Here is a 22,085-nt window from a genome sequence, read left to right as displayed (position 1 = left end):
CCCGCCCCCACCGTGTGAATGTCGATCACTGGAACGCGAATCGGGCAGCCCGCCACTTCGGTTTCGGCGGTGAAGCCGATCCGTCCCTTCAGGAGGGAGACGTCCGTGCTCGTCCCGCCCATGTCGAAGGTGATCAGGTTCTCGAAGCCCGCCCGCCGCGCCACCTCGAAGGCGCCGACCACCCCGCCCGCGGGCCCCGAGAGAATCGTGCGCACCGCTTCCGCCGCCGCCGTGCCCGCCGAGATCACCCCGCCGTTGCTCTGCATCACCCGCAGGCGCCGGGCGCCCGATTTCCGCTCCAGCTCCCCGAGATAGCGGGTCATGAGAGGGGAGACGTAGGCGTTGACGCAGGTCGTGCTCGTCCGCTCAAACTCGCGGTATTCGGGCAAAACCCGGCTCGAAACCGAGACAAAAACCCCGCTCTTTCGGAGCGCCTCGGCCACCAGATCCTCGTGGACCGGGTTCGCATAGGCGTGCAGGAAACAGATGGCCACCGACTTTACACCCGCCTTGCGGAGCCGGCCCGCGAGGCGGCGCACCTCGGCTTTTTGCAGCGGCTCGATCACCGCGCCCCGCTCATCACACCGCTCGACCGCCCCGAAGCGCAGCCGCCGCGGAACGAGCGGGAGGGGTCTTCGATAGGCCAGATCGTAGAGTTCCTTCCGGGTCTGGCGGCCGATCTCGATGACATCCTCGAAGCCCGCCGTCGTCACGAGGGCGGTCTTCTCCCCGCTCCGCGTGAGCAGGGCGTTCGTCGCCACCGTCGAGCCGTGGACGAGATCGAAAACCGGGGCGCCGCTCCCCAAAAGATCGGCGATTCCCCGGAGGATGGCGCGGGCCGGATTCTCCGGCGTCGAGAGCACCTTGTGGACGCGCACCCGGCCGCCCGCAATCGCGATCAGATCGGTGAAGGTTCCCCCCGTGTCCACGCCCAGCCGCAGCTCCGCCGCCATCATCGCCTCCGCTTCGGCCAGGCTTCGGGGTTGAGGAGAAAGGGCGGCTTCTTTCCGGCCAGATAGGCGCGGACGTTCTCGACCACTCGGCCCGAGAGGGCGAGACGTCCCTCGCGCGATGAGGTCCCCAGGTGGGGGTGCAGGACGACGTTCGGCATTTTGCGCAGGGCGGGATGGACCGCGGGCTCCCTCTCGAAGACATCGAGTCCCGCCCCGCCGAGATGGCCCGACTTCAGTGCGGCCGCCAGCGCCTTTTCGTCCACGATCTCCCCGCGCGCCGTGTTGATGAGAAAAGCACCGGGCTTCATCCGCGCGAGCGCCGCCGCATCGATCAGGTGATGCGTCTCCGCGTTCAGCGCGACGTTGATGCTGAGATAGTCCGCCTCGGCGAGGAGGCGGCTCAGCGGGCGGTAGGCCACGTTCTTCGCGGCTTCCTCTTGGGGCGCCCGGCGCCTTCGGCTCCAGTAGCGCACCTTGAGGCCGAAGCCCTGCGCCCGCTGTGCCAGGGCCGCGCCGATGCCGCCCAGGCCGACGATGCCGAGCACCTTGCCCTCGAGCCCCCGGCTCTCGAGCAGGGACGGCGTCCAGGACTTCCACTTGCCCGAGCGCACGTAGGCGTCCGCCTCGGTCACCCGCCGCGAAACCGCGAGCAGGAGCGCCATGGCGAGCTCCGCCGTCGGGCCCGCCACCACCTCCGGGGTGTTGGCGGCGAGAATCCCGCGCCCGGTCGCGGCGGCAACGTCAATGTTGTTGAAGCCCACCCCGAAGTTGGCGATGAGCCGGAGGCCGGGCGCTGCGTCCATGAGCGCGGCGTCCACGGCATCCTCCACCATCGAAATGAGAATGTGGGTATCTTTCAGCGCGCGCCGATAGTCCTGCCTTGAGGGCGGCCCTTCGCTCGCGTGGACGCGCAGATCGCACAGGGGGGCGAGCGCCGCGAAATCCACCGCCGGAAACCTCCGGGAGAGGAAAACGCGGAGGCGCGGCTTGCTGGGGGCTTTTCTCGGCATCGGCTCAGGAGATCTTCCGGAGGGCCTCGCCGATGCGGTCGAGGGCGCGCTCGAGATTTTCCGTGCTGTTGGCGAAGCACATCCGCATGTGCCCTTCGGCATAGCGGCCGAAGGCCGAGCCCGGCAGGGCCGCCACCCCCACCTCATCGAGCAGGTAATCGGCCAGCTCGCGCGAGCCCATGGGGACCCTGCTCACGTTCGGGAAGGCGTAAAAGGCCCCCTCGGGCGATTTGCAGGAAATGCCCTCGATCTCGTTGAGGCCGGAGACGAACAGATCGCGCCTTCGCTTGAAGTCCGCCATCATGGCCTCGCTCTCCGCCTGATCGGCCAGGATCCCCTTGGCCCCCGCCATCTGGATGAACGGCGGGACGCAGCTCACCGAGTTCGTGATGAGCTGGATGAGGGGTTCTGCGAGCGGCTTCGGGGCGGCGACGAACCCCAGCCGCCAGCCCGTCATCGCATAGGTCTTCGAGAAGGTCTCGAGCATGATCGTCCGCTCGCGCATCCCCGGCAGGGTGCCGATGGAGATGTGCTCCCCCTCGAAGAGCATGTGGGCGTATACCTCATCGGAGAGGACGACGATGTCGTTCTCGATGGCGATCTCGGCGATGGCTTCGAGCTCCGTCCGCGTGAGCGTTCCCCCGGTCGGGTTGTGCGGATAGTTGAGGATGAGGAGCCGGGTGCGGTCCGTGACCCGCTCGCGCAGATCGTCCGGCGTGAAGCGGAAGTCGTTCTCCTCGAGGATGGGGAGCGGGACAGCCTTCGCCCCGGCGTAGAGCGCCACCGACTCATAGACCGGGAAGCCGGGGTCGGGGTAGATCACCTCATCGCCCGGATTCGCGAACGCCATGATGGTGTAATAGAGGAACGGCTTGCCCCCCGTGCCGATCACAATCTCATCGGGGGCGTACTCTCCCCGCCCGTCGCGCCGGAAGAACTCGGCGCAGGCCTCGCGAAGCTCGAGCACGCCCGCCGAGGGGCAGTAGTGCGTCATCCCTCTCTTCATCTGCGCGTAGGCCTCTTCCACGATGACGGAGGGTGTGTCGAAATCCGTGTCCCCGATCTCGAGGTGGATGATGTCCCGTCCCTGGCGCTCGAGCGCGTTCGCCTTGGCCAGCACGACGAAAGAGGATTCGGTTTTCAGCCGGCCCATCCGATCAGCAAGGCGCATCTTTTATTCCTCTCTTTCCACGGCGGCGGAGTGGCGATCTTCCCGGGCGCCGCAATCGGAAAGCGCCGCCAAAACCTCCGGCACGGGAAGCCCCACCACATTCGTATAACTGCCCTCGATGCGATCCACCAGGCTGCCGCCACCGCCCTGAATGGCATAGGCGCCCGCCTTTCCCATCGGCTCGCTGCTCTCGGCGTAGCGATCGATATCCGCCCCGCTCAGGCGGCGGAACCGGACCTGGGTTTCGACGTGCCCCCGGCGGGAGATTCCGGGTGCCAGCACCGCGAAGCCCGTGATGACGCTATGGGTCCGCTCCGAGAGGAGGGAGAGCATGCGGCGGGCGTCCTCCCTGTCCTGCGGCTTGCCCAGTATCTCCTCCCCGAGCACGACAATGGTGTCCGCCCCGAGGACGGCCGCCTCCGGCCGCCGTTCGAAAGCCCAGACCGCCTTGGCGAGGGCGCGCTCCTCCGCGAATTCGGCGGGGGAGAAGCCATCCCGCCGCAATTCTTCCTCCACCGGGGCCGCCAGCACCTCAAATTGAAGCCCGGCTTCTTCGAGAAGCTGCTTTCTCCGGGGAGAGGCCGAGGCAAGTACGAGAGAGCGGCGCAATCGCAAGTTTCCTTTTCAATGATGCCGGGGAAGAACGCAGGATATCGCAGCCGGTGGATGCCGCCGGCTCAATAGTCTCTTTCGACGATGTAGTCGGCCAGCGCGCGCATGGCGTCGAGGTGCACGGAATCCGGCAGCACGGAAAGGCACGCCTTGGCCGCTTCGATATAGCTCCGGGCGCGGTCGAGGGTGTAGGCAACCGTTTCGTACTTCCCAATCAGGCCCAGCACTTCCTCGAGTTCGGCCTCTCCGACTTCTTCTCCGTTCACGACGATATCGGTCAGGCGCTCGCGCTCGGCCGGCTTTGCCAGCGCATGGGCGCGAAGCAGCGGAAGAGTGATGTTTCCCTCGCGGAGGTCTTTCCCGATGACCTTCCCGGTCCGGCCCTCATCCCCCAGATAGTCCAGCGCGTCGTCCACCAGCTGGAAGGCGTAGCCCACCTTGACGCCGAACTGGCACATCGCGTCCACGAACTGGGGCGGGCTGTCCCCCAGGAGGGCGCCCACCTTGCAGCTTGCCGCGATCAAGGCCGCCGTCTTCCGGTAGATGACATCGAGATACTCCTCCTCGGTCAGACGGAGGTTGTACATGTGCACCAGCTGGAGCACCTCGCCCTCGGAGAGCAGGGTGCAGGCGTCCGCCATGGTCTTCATGATGCGGCCGTCCTCATCGTTCGCCATCATGGAAAAACTCTTGGCAAAGAGGAAATCACCGACCAGGACGCTGGCCTCGTTCCCCCACTTGGCGTTGGCCGAGGGGTTCCCGCGCCGCAGGTCGGCGCCGTCCACCACATCATCGTGAAGAAGGGTGGCGGTGTGGATGTACTCGACCACGCAGCTGTGGGAGATGGCCCGGGGGCCTTCGTAGCCGCAGGCCTTGGCGCTCAGGAGAAGGAGCATCGGCCGGACGCGCTTGCCCCCCGCGCGGCTGAGGTGGCCGCTCACATCGGGGATCAGCACCACGTCGGAATGGAAATTCTCCCCGATCGCCTCCTCGACGCGCGCCAGATCGGCGGAGAGGGACTCGACAATTTCGGAAAAATTCATCCTTTCCCCTCGGAAAAACCCGGTAAAACGCAGCCCATTTTCCCGCCAGTTCTTGGGATCACAATGATACCGCAATCTAGGAGGGAGGCAGAAGCCCTGTCAAGACCGCCGGGGCGCGCCTTTCCAAGCCCCCCCCGCTCGGATAATCTGCCAAACCCAAGGATTTCTCGCTGAACAGGAGACAAGACATGGCACGGCGCGTTCAAATCTCGGCAGGGAAGACGGTCGCGAAGGCCACCCTCCTCGAAGGGGAGACCTCCGCCCGCCTGTGGGACGCCCTGCCCATCGAGGGCACGGCCCAGATCTGGGGGGATGAAATCTACTTCGCCATCCCCCTGGAGGCCCCCGCCGAGCCCGGCGCCCGCGAGGAGATGGCCGTGGGCGAGATCGCCTACTGGCCCCCCGGCAAGGCGTTCTGCATCTTCTTCGGACCTACCCCGGCCAGCACGGGAAACGCCCCCCGGGCGGCCAGCGCGGTCAACCCGCTGGGCCGGATCGAAGGGGATGCGCGCATTTTTCGGGATGTCCCGGGCGGGGCGGCCGTCAAACTGGAGCGGGTCGAATGAGCCGGAACGGACACGCCCCCGAGGGGCACGCCCACTGCGTCCTTCTCCACTACAACGAGATCGGCCTGAAGGGGAAAAACCGGCCCCTTTTCGTGAACCGCCTCGTGGAACGCATCGAGCAAATGGCCGCCCCCCACGGCGGGGAGAAGGTCCGCAAGCTTCCGGGAAGACTCGCGCTCGAACTCGCGCCGGAGGCCGACTGGCCCGCGCTCAGGGTGGCCCTCGCCCGCGTCTTCGGCGTCGCCTACTTCGCCCTCGCGAGAAAACTCCCCCTCGACCTCGATGCGGCGGGCGAGGTAGCCCTCGAAATGATCGCCCCGCTGAAAATTTCCACCTTCCGCGTCCGCACCCGGAAGGGCTACCCGAACCTCCCGATCAGCAGCCAGGAGTGGAACCGGGCGATCGGCGCGCGCATCCAGGCGAGGCGCCACCTGCCGGTCAACCTCGATGCCCCCGGCACGATGATCACCATCGAGGCCCTTCCGCGGAACACGCTCGTTTACGTCGAGAAGATTCCGGGGCCGGGCGGCCTGCCCATCGGCGCGAGCGGAAAGGTGACCGCCCTCCTCTCGGGGGGCATTGACTCGCCCGTCGCCTGCTGGCGGATGATGAAGCGGGGCTGCGAGGTGAGCTTCGTCCACTTCCACGGGGCGCCCTACCTCAGCCGCGCCTCGGCCGAAAAGGCGATGGACCTCGCCGCCGTGCTCGACACCTACCAGCTCGGCAGCCGCCTCTATCTCGTTCCCTTCGGCAATCTGCAGAAAGAGATCGTCCTCGTGGCGGACCCGGCGCTCCGCGTCGTCCTCTACCGGAGGTTCATGGCCCGCATCTGCGAGCGCATCGCGAAACTCGAAAAAGCGAAAGCCCTCGTCACCGGCGAGAGCCTCGGCCAGGTGGCGAGCCAGACCCTTTCCAACCTCGCCTCGGTCGAGGAGGCCGTCGCGCTCCCCATCCTCCGGCCCCTCATCGGGATGGACAAGGAGGAGATCATCGCCCAGGCCAAGGTGCTCGATACTTTTGAAATTTCGATTGAACCTGATCAGGACTGCTGCTCCCTCTTCGTCCCCAAGCATCCGGCCATCCGCACGAACATCCCCCATCTCAGAGGCGCCGAGGCGCGCCTCGATGCGGAGGAGATGATCGCGCGCGCCCTCGCCGAAACCGAGGTGTACGACTACCGGGACGGCGCGCGGCAGAAGGCCCTTCCTTTCTCCGAAATCCACCCCGGAACGCTGGCGAAAACGCCCGCCGAAAGCTGAGCGCACACATGATCGACCCCCTCGAGATGATGGAACACCTCATGGACCAGCCCTGGTCGGACGGCCTGCCCCTCGTCCCGCCGACGGAAGCCGCGATTGAAAAAATGCTCGCGGGAACGAGACGCCCCCCCGATGAGGAGCTCGGAGAGGTGCCCCCCCTCGGCGGGATGGCGAGCGTCTACCAGATCGCCCTGCACGCCGTCATGGCGGGCTGCAAGCCGGCGTACATGCCCTGCCTCATTGCGGGGGTGGAGGCGGTGCTGGAGCCGCGCTTCAACCTCCTCCTCGTCCAGGCGACATCGAGCGCGGCGGCGCCGCTCCTCGTCTTCAGCGGCCCCCATGCCAAGGAGATCGGCCTCCACGGAGGCGAAGGCTGCCTCGGGCCGGGCTTTCGGGCGAATGCCACAATCGGCCGGGCGCTGCGCCTCCTCATGTTCAACCTGGGCGGCGGCTACCCCGGCGCGGGGGCGACGAGCTGCTTCGGGGGCCCGGCGCGCTTCACCTTCTGCCTCGCCGAGAACGAGGCCGAGAGCCCCTTCGAGAGCTACGCCGCCGCGCGCGGCATTACAGGAAACGCCGTCGCGGCCATTCCCTGCGAGCCGCCCATCCAGGTCTGGGACGATGCCAGCAAAACGCCCGAGCGGCTTCTGCGCACGATCGGGGACACCATGAGCACCCTCGGCGGGGGGAACATCTACCGGAGAGCCGACCTCACCGTCATCCTCAGCCCCCAGCACGCGAACGTCTTTGCCGCGGCGGGCATGACGCGCGCCGATGTTCACACGAAACTGATCGAGGCGAGCCGCCGGAAACTCGGGGAGATTCGGGACGCCGGCATCTGGCGGGGCGCATCCGGCGCCGCGCGCTGGCATTTCGAGGTAGACCTAAACGACGATGACGCCCTGATCCCCGCCGTCGGCCGCCCCGAGGACCTCCACCTCTTCGTCGCCGGCGGCAAGAACGGCCCCTGCAGTCTCGTCATGCACGGGATGACGGAGGCGGCAAGGGGGGTGGTGCGGGGGTATGGGGGTTAGTTCCTTCGATTTTCACCTATCCAGTTGCCTTCAGCATCAAAGTTAATTGAACCATCATAGCCAAAAGCGTTCCAAATCATATCGAATTGAGGTTTGAGAGCAACGGGTATGTCAGTGTCATAATCTTCAATCACGGCCTCGGGAAGAATAAATTCATTTCGATCTGCTTGATGCCCATACTCGCCACCTCTGCGAAAATGCCATGACTCCGGCAAACGCAATACAGCACCAGAAGCATCCAACACAGATAAAAAAATATAAACAGGCATGCCAATTCCAAGAATTTGCAACTGTTTTAAATATCTTTTCACACTTTGAACAATTTCAACTTCATACCCAGGCCCATTTATAATATTCCCTTCGCCATAGACAGAAATTTCAACCGTCTCCACCACTCCCGTTCGAAAAAGTTGCAGATATGCCCGATGAGGTCTCGGAGGATTTCCTGAGTAACACACAAACCCATCTAGATTGTTTCGCCAATCAGAGATAGACCCACTAAGTGGAGCAAAATCTGCTCGCCTATCATGATCCAAAGGCATCTCAATAAAATTTCCTGATGTAAAAGCAGCTAAAGGAATTAGGTGAAGCGCAATCTTAACCCCCTCCCGTATAGGCACAGGTGTTTCTCCACCTATAATTCTAGCAAGTCTATCAATGCGGAAATTGCGAATCTTTTCGGCAGTGCCTTCTGCTAGCGTAAAAGCCGTCCGCAGTTCACCTACATCCAAACGATATTTCCCGGCAGAATTCCGGGCATAAAAGTGGCCGTGTCCACGGTAAGACGCCCGATGCGGTGAAATCCAACTTTTCCCTATCCGAACAACCAAGACCCATTTCTCATCCCCCACAGAAACAGGCTGAATCTCTACACTCGGAATACGCGGCTCAACACCTTCCTGGATGATACTGTGCAGACGTTGAATTTCTCGATCAACATCGGGAAGAATGATGCCGGGAATGGCCACGGGAACACCTTCTTGCTCTTCCATTCCAATTATTAAATCACCGCTCGCGGTGTTAGCGAAAGAAGAAAGATCGGCGAGAAATTCTTTCTTCTGATCGCCTGTATCTACCGACAAATCTCTTTTGTAATCGATCGTTTTCCCTTCGCGGACCTCATCGGCGATGAGGCCTTGAAGGACATCGAGATCGATTTCAGAAAGGGGTTTCTGTATCATGCGACTCTCACTCCGTATGAAAATTTCGCTATATACACAGTTTACACATTTTCTTTCTTGTCCCACTTCCTCCAAAAAACCCCCAGCCCCAACCCCATCCCTGCCCAGAACAGCCACCAGGGGAACGGCCCCGGCATGTGGCCCTTGAGGGCGGCGGGGCCGTTCCAGAGGAAGGAAAGAATAATGATGAGGCCGGAGAGGACTTCAAGCGCCCAGCCCGCGCGGCCGAGGGAGAACGAACCGCCGCCTCCGATGCGCAGGGCGATCGCGGCGCCGCATCCGATGAGGCCGAGGGAAACGATGACCGGCACCCAGACCGGCCCCACCCAGAGGACGGGAATCATGAAAAGGACATCGAGGGTGAAGATCGAGGGCGGCCAGCCGAGGATGGCCCAGAGCCAGACGTAGTAGAGGATGTCCCACACCCCGAAGATCACCATGTAGAACGCGAAGCGCACCCAGCCCCTTCTGTCCGCGAGCCAGGCGGCGGCCCCGATCAGAATGAGGGTGACCGCCTCGCGAATGATCTCGACGAGGATGGGGGCGAGGCCGCGCATGGCGGGGCTGAGGGGAAAGGCGAAGCCCCCCGGGTAGTAGAGCTTTCGCAGATAAACGACGACGGCCGCCTCCACGAATGCGAAGGCGGCCGCCAGAATACATGCCGCGATGAGCTGGCGCCGGATGTGGGCCCGGTCCGCCACCGCGCTTTTCCTTTTCGCTAGCCGAGGAGGCGCTTGAGGGCGTCCGCGGGGAGCGGCGTTGAGGCCTTGGCGTTCTGCGCGGACTGCTCCGGCGTCCGGATGCCGGGGATGACGCAGGAGACATCCGGGTTCGAGACGCAAAAGCGCAGCGCCACCTCCGCCGCCGGGACGCCCATGTGAGCGGCCACTTCCTGCACGAGGTCGAGCTTGCCCTGGAACTTGCGGATGTTCTCGGGGGAGAGGATGCCCTTGCGGCGGTCGCCCTCGGCGAACTCGAAGGCCTCATCAATGCGCCCCGAGAGGAAGCCGCGCTTGAGGGGAACGCGCGAGATGACGCCCATCCCGGCGGATTTCGCCCGCTTGAAGGGCCCGGCCGGGCTCTGCTGGAGGACGTTGTACTCCATCTGGAAGACGGCGGGGCGGCCCTGCCCGATGGCCGCGTCGCACTCCGCGTCGGTGTTCAGCGAAACGCCCCAGTGCTTGATCTTGCCCGCGTCCTTCGCCTTTTCCAGAAGGGCGTAGCTGTCCTCGGCCGCCATGTTCTCTTCTTTCGGATTGTGCAGCAGGTAGAGGTCGATGCGCTCGATGCCGAGGCGCTGGAGGCTCCCGTTCAGGCAGCTCTCGATGTACTCGGGGGTGAAGTTGTACTGCCCCGTCACCATGTTGTTGCCGCCCTTGGTGAAAATGATGATGTCGCCGCGATCGGAGCGCTCCTTGAGGAACTTTCCGATCACGGTCTCGCTGTGGCCCGTCCCGTAGGCGTCCGAGGTGTCGATGAAGTTCATGCCGTTATCAATGGCCGCGTGAAGCGCCCGGTTGCTCTCGTTATCGTCCACCGGGCCGAAGATGCCGCCGATGGTCATCGCGCCGAAGCCCACGACGGTGACTTCGAGGCCGGTGCTGCCCAGGGTTCTTTTTTCCATGTCCGCAAGTCTCCGCTTTGTAGAGGAAAAAGGTCGAAGACCGAATGAGCCCCGCCCGCCGCAGGGGGGGCTCGTATTTGGATCCCGGAATGTTCCGGATGGAAGGCCTATCATATCCGCCCCGGGGGGGCCGGGCAAACTCCCCCCCGCGCCTTCCCCTCGCCGGAGATTTCCGCTCTAATGGGGCCATCCATCACATCCGGCAAGGAGGAGGCAGCGCGCATGAACCCCATCCAGCAGAAAGCGCTCGATTTCATCGAATCCCAGCGCGGGGAGGCCCGCGAGGTCGGCCGCGAGATATGGAAGTTCGCCGAGGTGGCCCTCGAGGAGCACAAGTCGGCCGAGCTTCTGGAGGATGTGCTCGAGGGGGCGGGCTTCGATGTCCAGCGGGGCGTCGGCGATCTTCCCACCGCCTTCATCGCGAGATGGGGGAGCGGGGGCCCGGTGGTCGGCATCCTCGCCGAGTACGACGCCCTGCCCCACTGCGGACCGGCCCACGACGCACAGGGGCACGGCTGCGGCCACAACCTCTTCGGCACGGCGAGCAGCTACGCCGCCCTCGCGGTGGCCCACGCCCTGAAAACCACGAACACCCCGGGGCGGATCGTCTGCTTCGGCTGCCCGGCGGAAGAAACCCTCGAGGGAAAAGTCTACATGGCCAAGGACGGGGCCTTCGACGGCCTCGACGCGGTGTTCTGCTGGCACCCCGGCGAGCAGAACTACGCCCGCGGCGGCTCGATGAACGCGATGGACTCCCTCGTCTTCGAGTTCTACGGGACGGCGGCGCACTCCGCGCGCGACCCCTGGGACGGGCGGAGCGCCCTCGACGCGGTGGAGCTGATGAACTACGGCGTCAACATGATGCGCGAGCACATGATCGAGGAGGCTCGCATCCACTACGTCATCAAGGACGGCGGCGTCGCCCCGAACGTCGTGCCGGCCTATTCGCGCGTCTGGTACTACATCCGCGCCCCGAAGCGGAAGGACGTGGACGCGCTCCGCGAGCGGGTGATGAACTGCGCCAAGGCGGGCGCGCTCGCCACCGACACCAAGATGACGTGGACCCTCCTCAGCGCGGTGTACGACGTGCTGCCGAACGATGCGATGACCGATGTCGTGCAGCGCAATCTGGAAGCCGTCGGCGCCCACACCTACACCGATTCGGAAAAGGAATTCGCCCGCAAGCTCGGCTTCGAGCGCCCGCTGGTGGAGGAAATATCCCCCGCGAGCCGCCGCCACATCCGCCCGAGCAACGAGCGGGGGAACGTGAGCTGGCTCGCCCCGCTCGGGAGCGTGAGCACGGTCTGCCACGCGCCCGGCACACCGGGACACCACTGGCTCGCGACGCAGCAGTACGGGATGGAGATCGGGGAAAAAGGGATGTTCACCGCCGCGAAGACCCTCGCCGCCTCGGCGCTGGAGCTCTTCACCTCGCCCGATGTCCTGAAAAAAGCCCGCGCCGAGTTCGAGGAAAAAACCAAGGGCTTCGTCTACGACCCCATCGTCCCGAAGGATCAGAAGCCGAACCCGCTGGGGATTAGATAAAAAAACGCCCCCCGATCATGGACCGGGGGGTGGCATAAATTCGGATGAGTTTTTGGACAGGATGGGAGTGTGTAGAAGTCATGTGGCAACCTCCCCGTCATTATCTGGCTCAGCAATCAGTCCCTCTGCAATTTTCGGTAAAGGATACTTTTTTTTCAAATGTCTTTGAATGATTTCTCTGGCCTTATCCATTCTCAGGTATTTTTCGCCACCAATTTTCGCCGCTGCTCCCGTTGCCGCGATGGGCACCGCTTCTCGAACTGGCTTTAGTCGAACCATGAACTCGGCCAGCAAGGTTGCCATTCCTTGGAAGGCTTCAAAAAATGGAAGAGACCATAGTTGGGGGCCATAAATACTAACAAACTCTTCGGGGTCTCTGGAAAAATCAACATCCTCTTTGCCTATGGCCACAAAATAAACTTCAGCGGCACTTTTCAATCCATTCATTATGGCGACGGCAGGACCCTCTTTTTTGTTCCATACTCCTATCGCTGCAGAAACCACATCAGGATCATCTGACTCCATAATGTCCTTAAATTCACCAAATTTTACATATTGCAAAGGCAACTCAGACAGCGAGTCAAGGCCACTGATTGCCAGCGCTCGGCTCTCGGCAGCATTAAGGACGTCCCGGGACAGCAAAAGCGCATTTCTGCGTCCATCTTCCCGGAGTTGTCTTAATTCCATCGAAAATTGTGTCCTTTGCTCCTTGATTTGCTGTGCTTGATACCAAAGGCTTCCCGTAAACCAGATAACCGCCAAAATGCTTGCGGCGGCGCCAATTATGCCTCCATACGCTGAAAGCTGATTGGGATTAGATCTATAAATGAAAATGGCCACAGCGGTAGCCGCAACAACCAGGATGGTCAGCAATATTAATGTCCATTTGTTCGGCATTTATTGCTCCTGGTAAAAAAAACACCCCCCGATCATGGACCGAGGGGTAAAGAAAATTTCACAGTAAACCCCTACACCTCGATCTCGACCCTGCCCGGTGCGCCCTCGATGACCTCGCCGATGATGGCGGCGGCGGTGGCGCCCGCGGCGCGGAGCTCGCGGATGAGTTCTGCGGCTTTTTCGGCCGAAACCGCCATCATGAGGCCGCCCGAGGTCTGCGCATCGTTCAGGAGGGCGATCATCTCCTCGCTCACATCCGCCTTCGCCCCGCTGAAATCCTTCGTCCAGTAGCGGTTGCGCTCACCGCCCCCCGCGGTGCCGACCATGGCGTGGGGGAGCAGATCGTCGAACTGGGGGACCTCGGAAAAACGGATCCGCGCGGCCGCCCTGCTCGCCTCCATGACGTTGTGGAGGTGTCCCACCAGGCCGAAGCCGGTGATGTCGGTGCAGGCGTTCACCCCCACCCGCTGCATCACCTCGCTCGCCTTGCGGTTGAGCGCCTTCATGGACGCGACCGCCTCCTCGAAGACGCCGCCCTTGAGCTTGCCGCCGCCGCCGAAGATGCTCTTCGCCGCCTCGATGAGGGGGTTTCCCGCCTTCGTGACGTTGGTGATGATGCCGGTGCCGATCTTCTTGGTGAGAACGAGCTTGTCCCCGGGCTTCGCCCCCCGGTTGGTGATCATCTTGCGGGGGTCCACAACGCCGGTGACGGCCATGCCGAACTTGGGCTCGGGGTCGTCCACGCTGTGGCCGCCGATGATGACGGCGCCCGCCTCGCGGGTCTTGTCGGCGCCGCCCGCCATGACGCGCCCCAAAATATCGAGACCCAGATCGCAGGGAAATGCCACCAGATTCAGCCCCGTCACCGGCTGGGCGCCCATGGTGAAGCAGTCGCTCAGGGCGTTCGCCGCCGCGATCTGGCCGTAGTCGTAGGGGTCGTCCACGATGGGGGTGAAGAAATCCACCGTCTGGACGAGGGCCAGATCCTCGCGCAGCTTGTAGACGCCCGTGTCGTCCCCGGCGTTCGTCCCGTAGAGGATGTTGGGGTCGGTAAAAGGCTCAAAGCCGCTGAGGGCTATCCGCAGGTCCTCCGGACCCAGTTTCGAGCCTCACCCGCCCGCCTTGACGAGGCTGGTGAGCCTGATTTTATGCTCCGATGCCGTGGGCATATTCTTCCCAATGGTTTGAAAAAAGGCGGCTGTTTCGCAGACACCGGAAGTTATAGCACAAGCCGGACAGCCGCCCCAGCCCGGCTTCCCGGTTCAAGAAAAGCCAAATTCCCTTTCTTTTTTCTGCAACAAGACTATATTCTGGCGAATGGGCAGATCGCCCGGCCGGTACCGGAGCGCGGGCTCCGGTTCGGTTCACCTTCCGCATTTTACCTTCCGCATGAGGGCAGGGCCGTATGGGGATGGGGACGCGTTCACCTCTTTCAGCTTGCCGCCGGGGCGCCGCCGCCCTGGCGTTTTTCTTCCTTTTCGCGCTCCTTTCCGCGGCCCCGGCCGCGGCGGGCGGGAAGAGGGAAAAAACCGTCATCGGGCCGATCGAGAAGGTGATCCTCCAGCCGTGGGGGATTGCGCTCGAGGCGCGCATCGACACGGGGGCCGCCCGCTCCTCCCTCGACGCCCGCAACATTGAGGCGAAGGGAGACCACGTCGAGTTCGATGTGCACCACAGCGGGGGGGTGCAGAAAATCCGCCTGCCCGTCAAAAAGTGGAAGAAATATCGATCGAGTTCAGGCCGATCGCGCCGACCCATCGTGGTAATGGAGTTCTGCCTCGCCGGGAAGCGGCTGCGAATCCCCATCAACCTGCGGGACCGCGCGCACATGCGCTTCCCTTTCCTCGTCGGAAGGATAACGCTCACCCAGGGAAATTTTCTCGTGGACGTAACGCGAGAGGAACAAACCGCGCCGGGCTGCGAAAAAGGAAAGCCATAAGCACATGCTGAAAAAAAACCTGACGGCCTGGATAGTCGCTGCCCTGTTTCTCTTTCCCGTTGCGCTGATCGCCTACCGCGTTCTGGCCCTCGGCTACCCGCTGTTTCCGGCGGCGGGCGGAAGCTCTTGGCGGATCTCCATGGAGACCCGCATCTCACGCCCGAGCCTGGGCCAGGCCGTGCTCACGGTGGGGCTTCCCTACCAGCGGCCCGGCCTCACCGTGCTCGAGGAGTTCTTCTCCTCGGGGACGCTCGGGCTCGGCCTCACGCGGGAGGGATTGAACCGCTTCGCCATCTGGAGCGGCGAGGTGGGCAGCGAGGGAGAACTCGTGACCTACAACGCCTCCGTCATCGTGCGGAGACTCAAGCTGAGGTCCACCCCGCCGCTGCGGCTCATGCCCTACCCCCCCCAAATCGGCGAAAAGGAGCGCGCGCTCCTCGAGCGGCTCGCCAAGCCCCGGCTGCCCCTCCCGCCCCCCACGCGCCTCGACAACGCGCGCGCGGCCATCCGGGGCGAGTGGCCATCGCCCGCCCCCGCCCAGGAGGACCTCACCGCCTGGCGGCGCTTCATCCTGAACCAGGGGCGCGAGCTGGCCATCATCGGTCTTCTGCGGGCCGCCCGCCTCAACGCGCGGGAGGTGCAGGGCCTGCGCCTGACGCCGAGCATACGGCTCCGGCCGCTGAAGTTTATAGAGGTGTGGTCGGGCAGCGAGTGGCTTCATCTCCGCCCGGTTTCGGGCGAGGCGCTCGCCATCCCGCAGGAGCAGTTCCTCCGCCTCTCGACCGGAATCGGCAAGGGATTTCGAGTGTCGGAGGCCCGGGTGGACATCTCCCGCTGGGAGGTGCGGCGCCGGCTCCTCGGCGACTGGCACCTGCACTACGAGCGCATCCGGCGCTCGACCCGCTTTCTCGACAAGTGGTCCTTCTTCCATATGCCGCGCCAGTTCCAGGAGACTTTTCAGATTCTCCTCCTCGTTCCCATCGGCGCGCTCATGATCTCCCTCCTGCGGAACATGGTGGGCTTTCCCACCTTCGGCGTCTTCATGCCCGTGCTGATGGCGCTGGCTTTCCGCACCACGGGGCTGGCCTACGGCCTCGGGGTGTTCGCCTTCATCATGGGGGCCGGCTACTTCATGCGGAACTTCCTCGACAGGATGCACCTGCTGCTCGTCCCCCGCCTCTCCTTGATGCTGACGGCGGTCATCGCTCTTCTTTCGTTCGTGGCCCTCGCGGGCAACCAGTTCGGGATTCGCGAGTTCATGGCGGTCGGGCTTCTCCCCTTCGTCATCCTCGTCATGGTGATCGAGCGCTTCTTCGTGGCCATCGAGGAGGCGGGCGTGCGCCAGGGCATCCAGATGGCGCTCGGCAGCGCCGCCGTGGCGATCATCGCCTACAGCATCCTGCTCTGGGAACAGCTCCAGCTCACCTTCTTCCTCTATCCCGAACTCACCTTCGCCGTGGGGGGCGCCCTTCTGCTCATCGGCCGCTACACCGGGTACCGGCTCTTCGAGCTGGTGCGGTTCAAGGCCTTCCGGAGCCAGCCATGATCAATCTCTTCCAGGCCGCGCGCGAGCTGCGCGCGGCGGGCGTTCTCGGGATGAACCGGCGGAACGCGGACTACATCATGGCCTACAACCCGCGGTCCTCCTTCCCGCTGGTGGACGACAAGGTGATGACCGACTACGTGGCGACTACGCACGGCGTCCCGATGCCGCCGATCCTCAAGGTGATCGAGCACAACAGCGAGATCGAAGGCTTCGAGACAACGCTCGGCGCCACCCGCGAGTTCGCCATCAAGCCCGCCCGCGGGGCGGGGGGAAGCGGCATCGTCCTCGTGCGCGACTGGAACGAGGCAGGCTTCATCAAGCCCAGCGGCGATACGATCCCCCGCAAGGAGGCCTACCATCACATCTCCAACATCCTCTCGGGCATCTTCTCCCTCGCCGGCCAGCCCGACCGGGCCATCATCCAGTCACTGGTCCATCCCGATCCGGTCTTCGAAGCCGTCAGCTACCGTGGCGTGCCGGACATCCGCATCGTCGTCTACCGCGGGGTGCCCGCAATGGCGATGACCCGCCTGCCGACCCGGGCATCGGACGGGAAGGCCAACCTCCACCGGGGCGCCATCGGCGCGGGCATCTCCATCTCGGCCGGCGTGACGCGCAACGCCGTCTGCCGCGGCGAGGTGGTGGCCGAACACCCCGACACCGGCAATCCGGTGAGCGGGGTCAAGGTGCCCTACTGGCCGGAGATGCTGCTCGCCGCGGCGCGCTCCTTCGACATGACGGGGATGGGCTATCTCGGGGTGGATCAGGTCATCGATCGCGACCGGGGTCCCGTGATGCTCGAACTCAACGCCCGGCCGGGCCTCGCCATCCAGGTGGCGAACCGGATCGGGCTCTGGGGAAGACTCCAGCAGGTGGAGGCCGCCCCGCCGGAAGCTTTCGTCACCGCCGAGGCGCGGGTGGCGTGGGCGCGGCGCACCTTCGCGCCCGCTGCCTGACGGGGCTATTTCTTCGGCGGCGCCGTGGGGGTTTTCGGGGCCTGGGCCGCGCCTGATTCGAAAAGGGCGGCCACCTGCGCATTGGGGTAGTTCAGCACTTCGCGCAGCACCTCCCCGGTGTGTTCCCCGAGCAGGGGAGCGGGCCGCGGGTCCGGGTTGCTCCCGGCGGCCACATCGAAGATGGGACTTCCGACGACGCGGACCTTGCCCTCGCCGGGGAATTCGTAGCTGCGGATGAGGTTCCGCGCCGCGACCTGCTCGTTTTCGAGCGCGCGGTCGAGCGGATTGACCGGCGCGGAGGGAACGCCCGCCTTCCCGAGCAGCTCAAGCCACGCCTCCCCGGGACGCCGCATGAAGATTTCCTCCAGCATCGGCAGGAGCACGGCCCGGTTCCTCGCGCGCAGATCGTTCGTGAGAAAGCGCGCATCCTCGGCCAACTCGGGCGCCTCGATGACCTCGCACATCTTTTTCCAGAACCTGTCCTCCCGCGGGGAGACGACGATGTAGATCGTCTTCGTCGGGAAGGCCTGGTAGGGCACCATGTACTCGTGCGCGTTGCCGGGGGGCTCGGGAATCTCGCCGCGGTTGAGGTACATCGTCGCGATGTAGCCGAGCATGGCGAGTTGGGTGTCGAACATGGGCACTTCGTAGTGGGCGCCGCCTTTCTTGCCCTTGGCTTTGCCGAGCAGCCCGGCCATGCACGCAAGGCCGGTGTAGAGGGCGGTGAAAAGGTCCGCCGTGGGGGCGCCGTTCCGCGCGGGCGGGCGGTTCGGCTCGCCGGTGATCGACATGTGGCCGCCCATCGCCTGAAGAACGATGTCGAAAGCGGGGTGATCGCGCCAGGGGCCCTTGTCGCCGTAGCCGCTCGATTCGACGAAGACGATGTCCGGATTGCGGGACTTGAGCACATCGAAGCCGAGGCCGAGGCGGCGCATCGTCCCCGGCCGGAAGTTCGCCATGACGGCATCGGAAACGGCAACGAGATCGAGAAAGGCGCGCTTTCCCTCGTCCATCTTCAGGTCGAGCACGACGCTCTTCTTGTTCCGGTTGAACGTCAGAAAGATGCTGGAGATGGTGTTCATCCCCGCGATGGCGGGGTTGCGGCCCAGGTCGCCCGTGGGGGACTCCACCTTGATGACCTCGGCGCCCATGTCGGCGAGCACCGTCCCGCCGAGCGTTCCGGCGATGACCTGTCCCAGTTCGATAATGCGGTAGCCTTCGAGCATTTCTCCCCCTCTATCCCTGCACGCAACTATCCCTGCGACGCGGCTATCCCTGCGGCGCGGCGACGGCGAAGCCCTTGATGAGCACATCGCCGTTCTGGCTCACCGCCTCGGCCTCGACCTCGACGCGCTTCTCGCCGCCCGCTTCGTATTTCTTCACGATTTTCCCCTTGCAGTGCACCATGTCGCCCGGCCAGGCCTGGGCGGAGAAGCGGATGCGGAAGGTGCGCAGCGAGTGCGGGCCGAGCCACTCGGTCAGCATTCTGCCCAGATAGCCGCCCTGGATCATCCCCGGGGCGAAGGGCGTCGGAAAACCGCTCCCCTGCGCGTAGAGCTCATCGTGGTGGTTCGGGTTGAAATCCCCGTTCGCGCCCGCGAAGCGGACGAAGTCGGTCCGCGTGAGGGGCCCCATCGAAAGCGCGCGCGAAGCCCCTTCTTCCAGTTCATCCCACGCGGCGCAGGCGATCGCTTCCGGCATCTGTTTTTCTCCTTACGATTCTTTTGGCGGCGCCGCCGTCTCGATGAGGGTGCGGCGCGCCACCTGGACCAGATCGCCCGCCTGATCGGTGAAGCGCGTCTCGATCACGACGAAGGTCATCATTCCGCCTCTTTTCCCTTCCTTCTCGTGGTGGGAGATGATCTGATTGCGGCCCTTCAGCACCATCCCCGCCACAAGGGGCTTGTGATATTCGAATTCCTGCTCGCCGTGGAGCCTGCGCTTGGGATCGTACCCCAGATGCGGCATCGGGTCGTTCCCGTCGTTTTCGTGCCAGAACTGGCGGGTGAACGTCGCCGGGGCGAGAAGGTCATCGTAGCCCGCCGCCCGCGCGGCCGCGACATCGGTGTGCACCGGGTCCTGAAGGCCGAGGACGATAGCGAACTCCCTGATCTTGCTCCGCTCCACCTCGAGGGTGAACTCGGAAAACTCCCTTTTCAGAACCGCCGGATCGAGCGGCATCTTTATTTCTCCTCCTTCCCCTAGAGCCCCAACTCCTTGGCGATGATGTTGCGCTGGATCTCGCTCGTCCCCGCTCCGATGGGGGCAAGGCGCGCGTCGCGGTAGTGGCGCTCCATCGCGTACTCGGCGCTGTAGCCGTAGCCGCCCATCACCTGCACCCCGAGGTCGGCCACTTTCTTGTAGGCCTCCCCGGCGTAGAGCTTGAGGGTGGCGGCCTCGATGCGGCCCGCCCTTCCCTGCGAGGCGAGCCAGGCGAAGCGGTAGACCTGGAGCCGGGCCGTGTCCACGAGCACGTGCATCTCGGTCAGCATGTGGCTCACCGCCTGGAATTTTCCGATCGGGCGGCCGAACTGCTGGCGCTCCTTCGCGTGATCGAGCGCGAGATTCAGGGCCGCCGCCGCCGCGCCCGTCCGCGCCGCCGAAAGACACAGCCGCTCGGTGGTGATGTAGTCCATCAAACCCTTCCAGCCGCCGCCCTCCTCGCCGCGAATTTCGTCCGCCCGCGCTTCCCCCCCGCCGTAATGCACGATGCAGGTGCCCATGGCGCGGTGGCCGAGAAGTTCGAGCTTCGTCCACTCGATGCCCTCGCGATCCGCGGGGACGATGAAGTTCGTGATGCCCTCGTGCTTATCGCCGGTGGCGTCGGTGCGCGTGGCGACAAGAATGTGGGTGGCGATGGGCATCCCCGAGGTGAAATTCTTCGTACCCGTGATGCGGAAGAGGTCGCCCTCCCGGCTCGCGCGGGTGATGATGGCCGCCGCATCGGAGCCCGCATCGGGCTCGGTGAGGCTGAAGGCGAAATAGGCGTCGCCCCGCACCGTTGCGGGGATGAACGCTTTTTTCTGCGCCTCGGTGCCGCTCTTGAGCACCGCCTCGATGCCGTAGCAGACGTTGCGGAAGATCATGGTGGCCAGATCGAGGTAGTGCATCCCCGCCGTCTCGAGGACGATGGCAAGGTCCACCTCGTCCCCGCCCATGCCGCCGAATTCCTCCGGGGTGTTGACGCCGATCCAGCCGTCTTTCGCCAGCGCGCGGTAGGCTTCGACAGGGGCCTCCCCTTTCTTGTCGCATTCCATGGCGTAATCGGGAGGACACACGCGCCCGAGCAGCTCGTGGAGGGTGCGCTGCATCAGCTTCTGCTGATCGCTGAAATCGAAATCCATGGGATCTCCGTTCGGTATTTCAGAGCTTCGCGCCCCGTGGGGGGATTCGGGGATTATTCCCCAACCGGCGGCCCCTGCGCCAGTCTCCCCGGGGACAATGATGATTTCCAAAACGAACGAAATAAAGCCCCTCCGGCTTGTCGTGATACGGCCCCTCTGGCACCCTATCGGCCTCACGATTCGTTACCGAAACTGGATTTCTGGCCGGAGGCGCCGCCGCCGGCAAACCGGGATTTTTCTGCAGGAGGAAAGTGAAATGACCGACAAAGGCTTGATGGGCGTGGATTGGGAGGAACGCATTGATTTCGCGCGGATGCGCAAAGAGCGGCTTCAGCGGGCGAAGGATGCGCTGAATAACTCCAATGTGGATGTCCTGTTCGTCTTCCGCACCGAGGACTGCCGCTACCTGACCGGCTTCCGCTCGCATCTCCATCCGACGGCCTCGCTCGGGATGGGCGTGTGCGTTCTGGCCAAGGGGAGCGAGCCCATCATCTTCAGCATGGATCACGATCACGTCCGGGCGCGGATGACCTGGCTTTCATCCGATCAAATTCAGGAGCGGGCGAATTTCCGCGACGCCAACGCGGCGAAGAACTGGGCCGACCGGGTCAAGGGCCTCATCGGCGGCCTCGACGGCAAGACCGTGGGCGTTGACCTCTGGTCCCCCGGCCTCGAGAAGCGCCTGAAGGAGGCCTTTCCCAAGACCGAGTTCGTGGACGGCTACGATGTGCTCATGAAAGCGAAGATCATCAAGACGCAGGATGAGATCGCCTGCCTCAAGGCGGCCACCGTCTTCACCGAGGCCGCCATGGACGCCGCCATCGAATACCTCCGCCCCGGCGTGCGGGAGTGCGAGGTGCTTTCGGTCGCCTGGCAGAAGATGACCGCCCTCGGCAGCGAGTGGACCCAGTGCGCCAACATCGTCTGCTCGGGTCCCTACACCGCCCCCTACCGGCGGTTCACCTCCGACCGGATCATCCGCAAGGGCGATCCCGTCATCATTGACATCGGCGCCTGCTTCAACGGCTACTGGGGCGACTTCACCCGCACCTGGATCTGCGGCGACATCGCCCCGACGAAAGAGCAGATCGACCTCCACCAGAAGTGCTACAACGCGGTGTGGGACTCCTGCGGAGAATCGAAGGTCGGCAACACCACGCTGGATGTCTACAAGGCGGCCGAGCCCTACGTCCTCGACAGCCTCGGCCACGGCTCGGGGACGAACCCCTGGGAGCTTCCCTACTTCAGCCCCGCGGCCTACGACGACCCCATGCCGCTCGAGGAGGGGATGACCTTCAACCTCGAACCCTATGCGGGCGAGGTCGGGATCGGCGGCTTCCGCCTCGAGAACAACCTCGTCGTCACCCGCAACGGGCCGGACATCTACACGCCCTACCCCTACGAT

General features: G+C 64.2%; 22 protein-coding genes. 8 read left to right on the top strand and 14 right to left on the bottom strand.

Translation table 11 applies throughout. The annotated features are described in order from the left end of the window. The 5 genes from O2807_01610 to O2807_01590 all read right to left on the bottom strand — a co-directional run. On the bottom strand, nucleotides 1-953 hold a 953-nt coding region (locus O2807_01610), incomplete at its 3' end, for a hydantoinase/oxoprolinase family protein (GenBank protein ID MDA0999199.1). Then, the gene (locus O2807_01605; protein ID MDA0999198.1) at nucleotides 953-1,963 is read right to left on the bottom strand and encodes a D-glycerate dehydrogenase; all 1,011 of its coding nucleotides are present in this window, start codon (nucleotides 1,961-1,963) and stop codon (nucleotides 953-955) included. The genes O2807_01605 and O2807_01610, both read right to left, overlap by 1 nt. Before the next feature lie 4 nt (nucleotides 1,964-1,967). After that, nucleotides 1,968-3,134, bottom strand: a complete 1,167-nt coding sequence (locus tag O2807_01600; GenBank protein ID MDA0999197.1) for a pyridoxal phosphate-dependent aminotransferase — start codon at nucleotides 3,132-3,134, stop codon at nucleotides 1,968-1,970. Nucleotides 3,135-3,137: 3 nt separating this feature from the next. Next, the gene (locus O2807_01595) at nucleotides 3,138-3,743 is read right to left on the bottom strand and encodes a Maf family protein (GenBank protein ID MDA0999196.1); all 606 of its coding nucleotides are present in this window, start codon (nucleotides 3,741-3,743) and stop codon (nucleotides 3,138-3,140) included. A 68-nt stretch (nucleotides 3,744-3,811) separates the two neighbouring features. Then, nucleotides 3,812-4,789 (bottom strand): polyprenyl synthetase family protein, encoded by a 978-nt coding sequence (locus O2807_01590; protein ID MDA0999195.1) that lies wholly within the window; start codon nucleotides 4,787-4,789, stop codon nucleotides 3,812-3,814. A gap of 188 nt (nucleotides 4,790-4,977) precedes the next feature. Between O2807_01590 and O2807_01585 the strand changes: the two genes are divergently transcribed. The 3 genes from O2807_01585 to O2807_01575 are packed head-to-tail and all read left to right on the top strand — an operon-like array spanning nucleotide 4,978 to nucleotide 7,648. After that, nucleotides 4,978-5,355 carry a cyclophilin-like fold protein gene (locus tag O2807_01585; GenBank protein ID MDA0999194.1) on the top strand — a complete coding sequence of 126 codons (378 nt, stop codon included), beginning with the start codon at nucleotides 4,978-4,980 and terminating at the stop codon, nucleotides 5,353-5,355. Then, nucleotides 5,352-6,614 carry a tRNA 4-thiouridine(8) synthase ThiI gene (gene thiI / locus O2807_01580; protein MDA0999193.1) on the top strand — a complete coding sequence of 421 codons (1,263 nt, stop codon included), beginning with the start codon at nucleotides 5,352-5,354 and terminating at the stop codon, nucleotides 6,612-6,614. Before O2807_01585 ends, thiI begins: the two co-directional genes overlap by 4 nt. A gap of 8 nt (nucleotides 6,615-6,622) precedes the next feature. Beyond that, entirely contained in the window at nucleotides 6,623-7,648 is a 1,026-nt protein-coding gene (locus tag O2807_01575) for a hypothetical protein (protein ID MDA0999192.1), read from the top strand. On the opposite strand, the gene O2807_01570 is transcribed toward O2807_01575, so the two are convergent. From O2807_01570 to O2807_01560, 3 genes are read right to left on the bottom strand one after another with little or no spacing between them, the layout of a single operon-like run. After that, on the bottom strand, nucleotides 7,645-8,829 hold the full coding sequence (locus O2807_01570; GenBank protein ID MDA0999191.1) for an ATP-binding protein: 1,185 nt from the start codon (nucleotides 8,827-8,829) through the stop codon (nucleotides 7,645-7,647). The genes O2807_01575 and O2807_01570 overlap by 4 nt on opposite strands. Nucleotides 8,830-8,870: 41 nt before the next feature. Then, on the bottom strand, nucleotides 8,871-9,530 hold the full coding sequence (locus O2807_01565) for a hypothetical protein (protein ID MDA0999190.1): 660 nt from the start codon (nucleotides 9,528-9,530) through the stop codon (nucleotides 8,871-8,873). A gap of 17 nt (nucleotides 9,531-9,547) precedes the next feature. Then, nucleotides 9,548-10,453, bottom strand: a complete 906-nt coding sequence (locus tag O2807_01560) for an aldo/keto reductase (GenBank protein MDA0999189.1) — start codon at nucleotides 10,451-10,453, stop codon at nucleotides 9,548-9,550. 222 nt (nucleotides 10,454-10,675) lie between these two features. Between O2807_01560 and O2807_01555 the strand changes: the two genes are divergently transcribed. Next, a complete protein-coding gene (locus O2807_01555; protein MDA0999188.1) occupies nucleotides 10,676-11,998 on the top strand; it encodes an amidohydrolase in 1,323 nt (440 codons plus the stop codon). 78 nt (nucleotides 11,999-12,076) lie between these two features. Here O2807_01555 and O2807_01550 read toward each other — a convergent pair whose 3' ends face one another. Both O2807_01550 and selD read right to left on the bottom strand, forming a co-directional pair. Next, the gene (locus tag O2807_01550; protein ID MDA0999187.1) at nucleotides 12,077-12,895 is read right to left on the bottom strand and encodes a hypothetical protein; all 819 of its coding nucleotides are present in this window, start codon (nucleotides 12,893-12,895) and stop codon (nucleotides 12,077-12,079) included. Nucleotides 12,896-12,966: 71 nt separating this feature from the next. Continuing rightward, nucleotides 12,967-13,995 carry a selenide, water dikinase SelD gene (selD, locus tag O2807_01545; protein MDA0999186.1) on the bottom strand — a complete coding sequence of 343 codons (1,029 nt, stop codon included), beginning with the start codon at nucleotides 13,993-13,995 and terminating at the stop codon, nucleotides 12,967-12,969. A 305-nt stretch (nucleotides 13,996-14,300) separates the two neighbouring features. Between selD and O2807_01540 the strand changes: the two genes are divergently transcribed. The 3 genes from O2807_01540 to O2807_01530 are packed head-to-tail and all read left to right on the top strand — an operon-like array spanning nucleotide 14,301 to nucleotide 17,336. Beyond that, the gene (locus O2807_01540) at nucleotides 14,301-14,834 is read left to right on the top strand and encodes a RimK/LysX family protein (GenBank protein MDA0999185.1); all 534 of its coding nucleotides are present in this window, start codon (nucleotides 14,301-14,303) and stop codon (nucleotides 14,832-14,834) included. A 4-nt stretch (nucleotides 14,835-14,838) separates the two neighbouring features. Further along, nucleotides 14,839-16,380 carry a UUP1 family membrane protein gene (locus O2807_01535; protein ID MDA0999184.1) on the top strand — a complete coding sequence of 514 codons (1,542 nt, stop codon included), beginning with the start codon at nucleotides 14,839-14,841 and terminating at the stop codon, nucleotides 16,378-16,380. Further along, a complete protein-coding gene (locus O2807_01530) occupies nucleotides 16,377-17,336 on the top strand; it encodes an alpha-L-glutamate ligase-like protein (protein ID MDA0999183.1) in 960 nt (319 codons plus the stop codon). Before O2807_01535 ends, O2807_01530 begins: the two co-directional genes overlap by 4 nt. Nucleotides 17,337-17,341: 5 nt before the next feature. Here the strand turns inward: O2807_01530 and O2807_01525 are convergent, their stop codons facing one another. The 4 genes from O2807_01525 to O2807_01510 are packed head-to-tail and all read right to left on the bottom strand — an operon-like array spanning nucleotide 17,342 to nucleotide 20,680. After that, nucleotides 17,342-18,562, bottom strand: coding sequence for a CoA transferase (locus O2807_01525; GenBank protein MDA0999182.1), 1,221 nt, complete (start codon nucleotides 18,560-18,562; stop codon nucleotides 17,342-17,344). Nucleotides 18,563-18,605: 43 nt separating this feature from the next. Continuing rightward, nucleotides 18,606-19,037: a MaoC/PaaZ C-terminal domain-containing protein gene (locus O2807_01520; protein MDA0999181.1), complete on the bottom strand. Its 432-nt coding sequence runs from the start codon at nucleotides 19,035-19,037 to the stop codon at nucleotides 18,606-18,608. 12 nt (nucleotides 19,038-19,049) lie between these two features. Further along, nucleotides 19,050-19,517: a MaoC family dehydratase N-terminal domain-containing protein gene (locus O2807_01515; protein MDA0999180.1), complete on the bottom strand. Its 468-nt coding sequence runs from the start codon at nucleotides 19,515-19,517 to the stop codon at nucleotides 19,050-19,052. A 20-nt stretch (nucleotides 19,518-19,537) separates the two neighbouring features. Beyond that, the gene (locus O2807_01510; GenBank protein MDA0999179.1) at nucleotides 19,538-20,680 is read right to left on the bottom strand and encodes an acyl-CoA/acyl-ACP dehydrogenase; all 1,143 of its coding nucleotides are present in this window, start codon (nucleotides 20,678-20,680) and stop codon (nucleotides 19,538-19,540) included. Nucleotides 20,681-20,936: 256 nt separating this feature from the next. On the opposite strand from O2807_01510, the gene O2807_01505 reads away from it, so the two are divergent. Beyond that, the coding region (locus tag O2807_01505) for a Xaa-Pro peptidase family protein (protein MDA0999178.1) at nucleotides 20,937-22,085 on the top strand (1,149 nt) is incomplete at its 3' end.

It is taken from the genome of bacterium (assembly GCA_027622355.1).
In the GTDB taxonomy this organism is placed as follows: domain Bacteria; phylum UBA8248; class UBA8248; order UBA8248; family UBA8248; genus JAQBZT01.
Note: the sequence above shows the minus strand (reverse complement) of the source record. Positions and strands in the feature narration are given on the sequence as shown.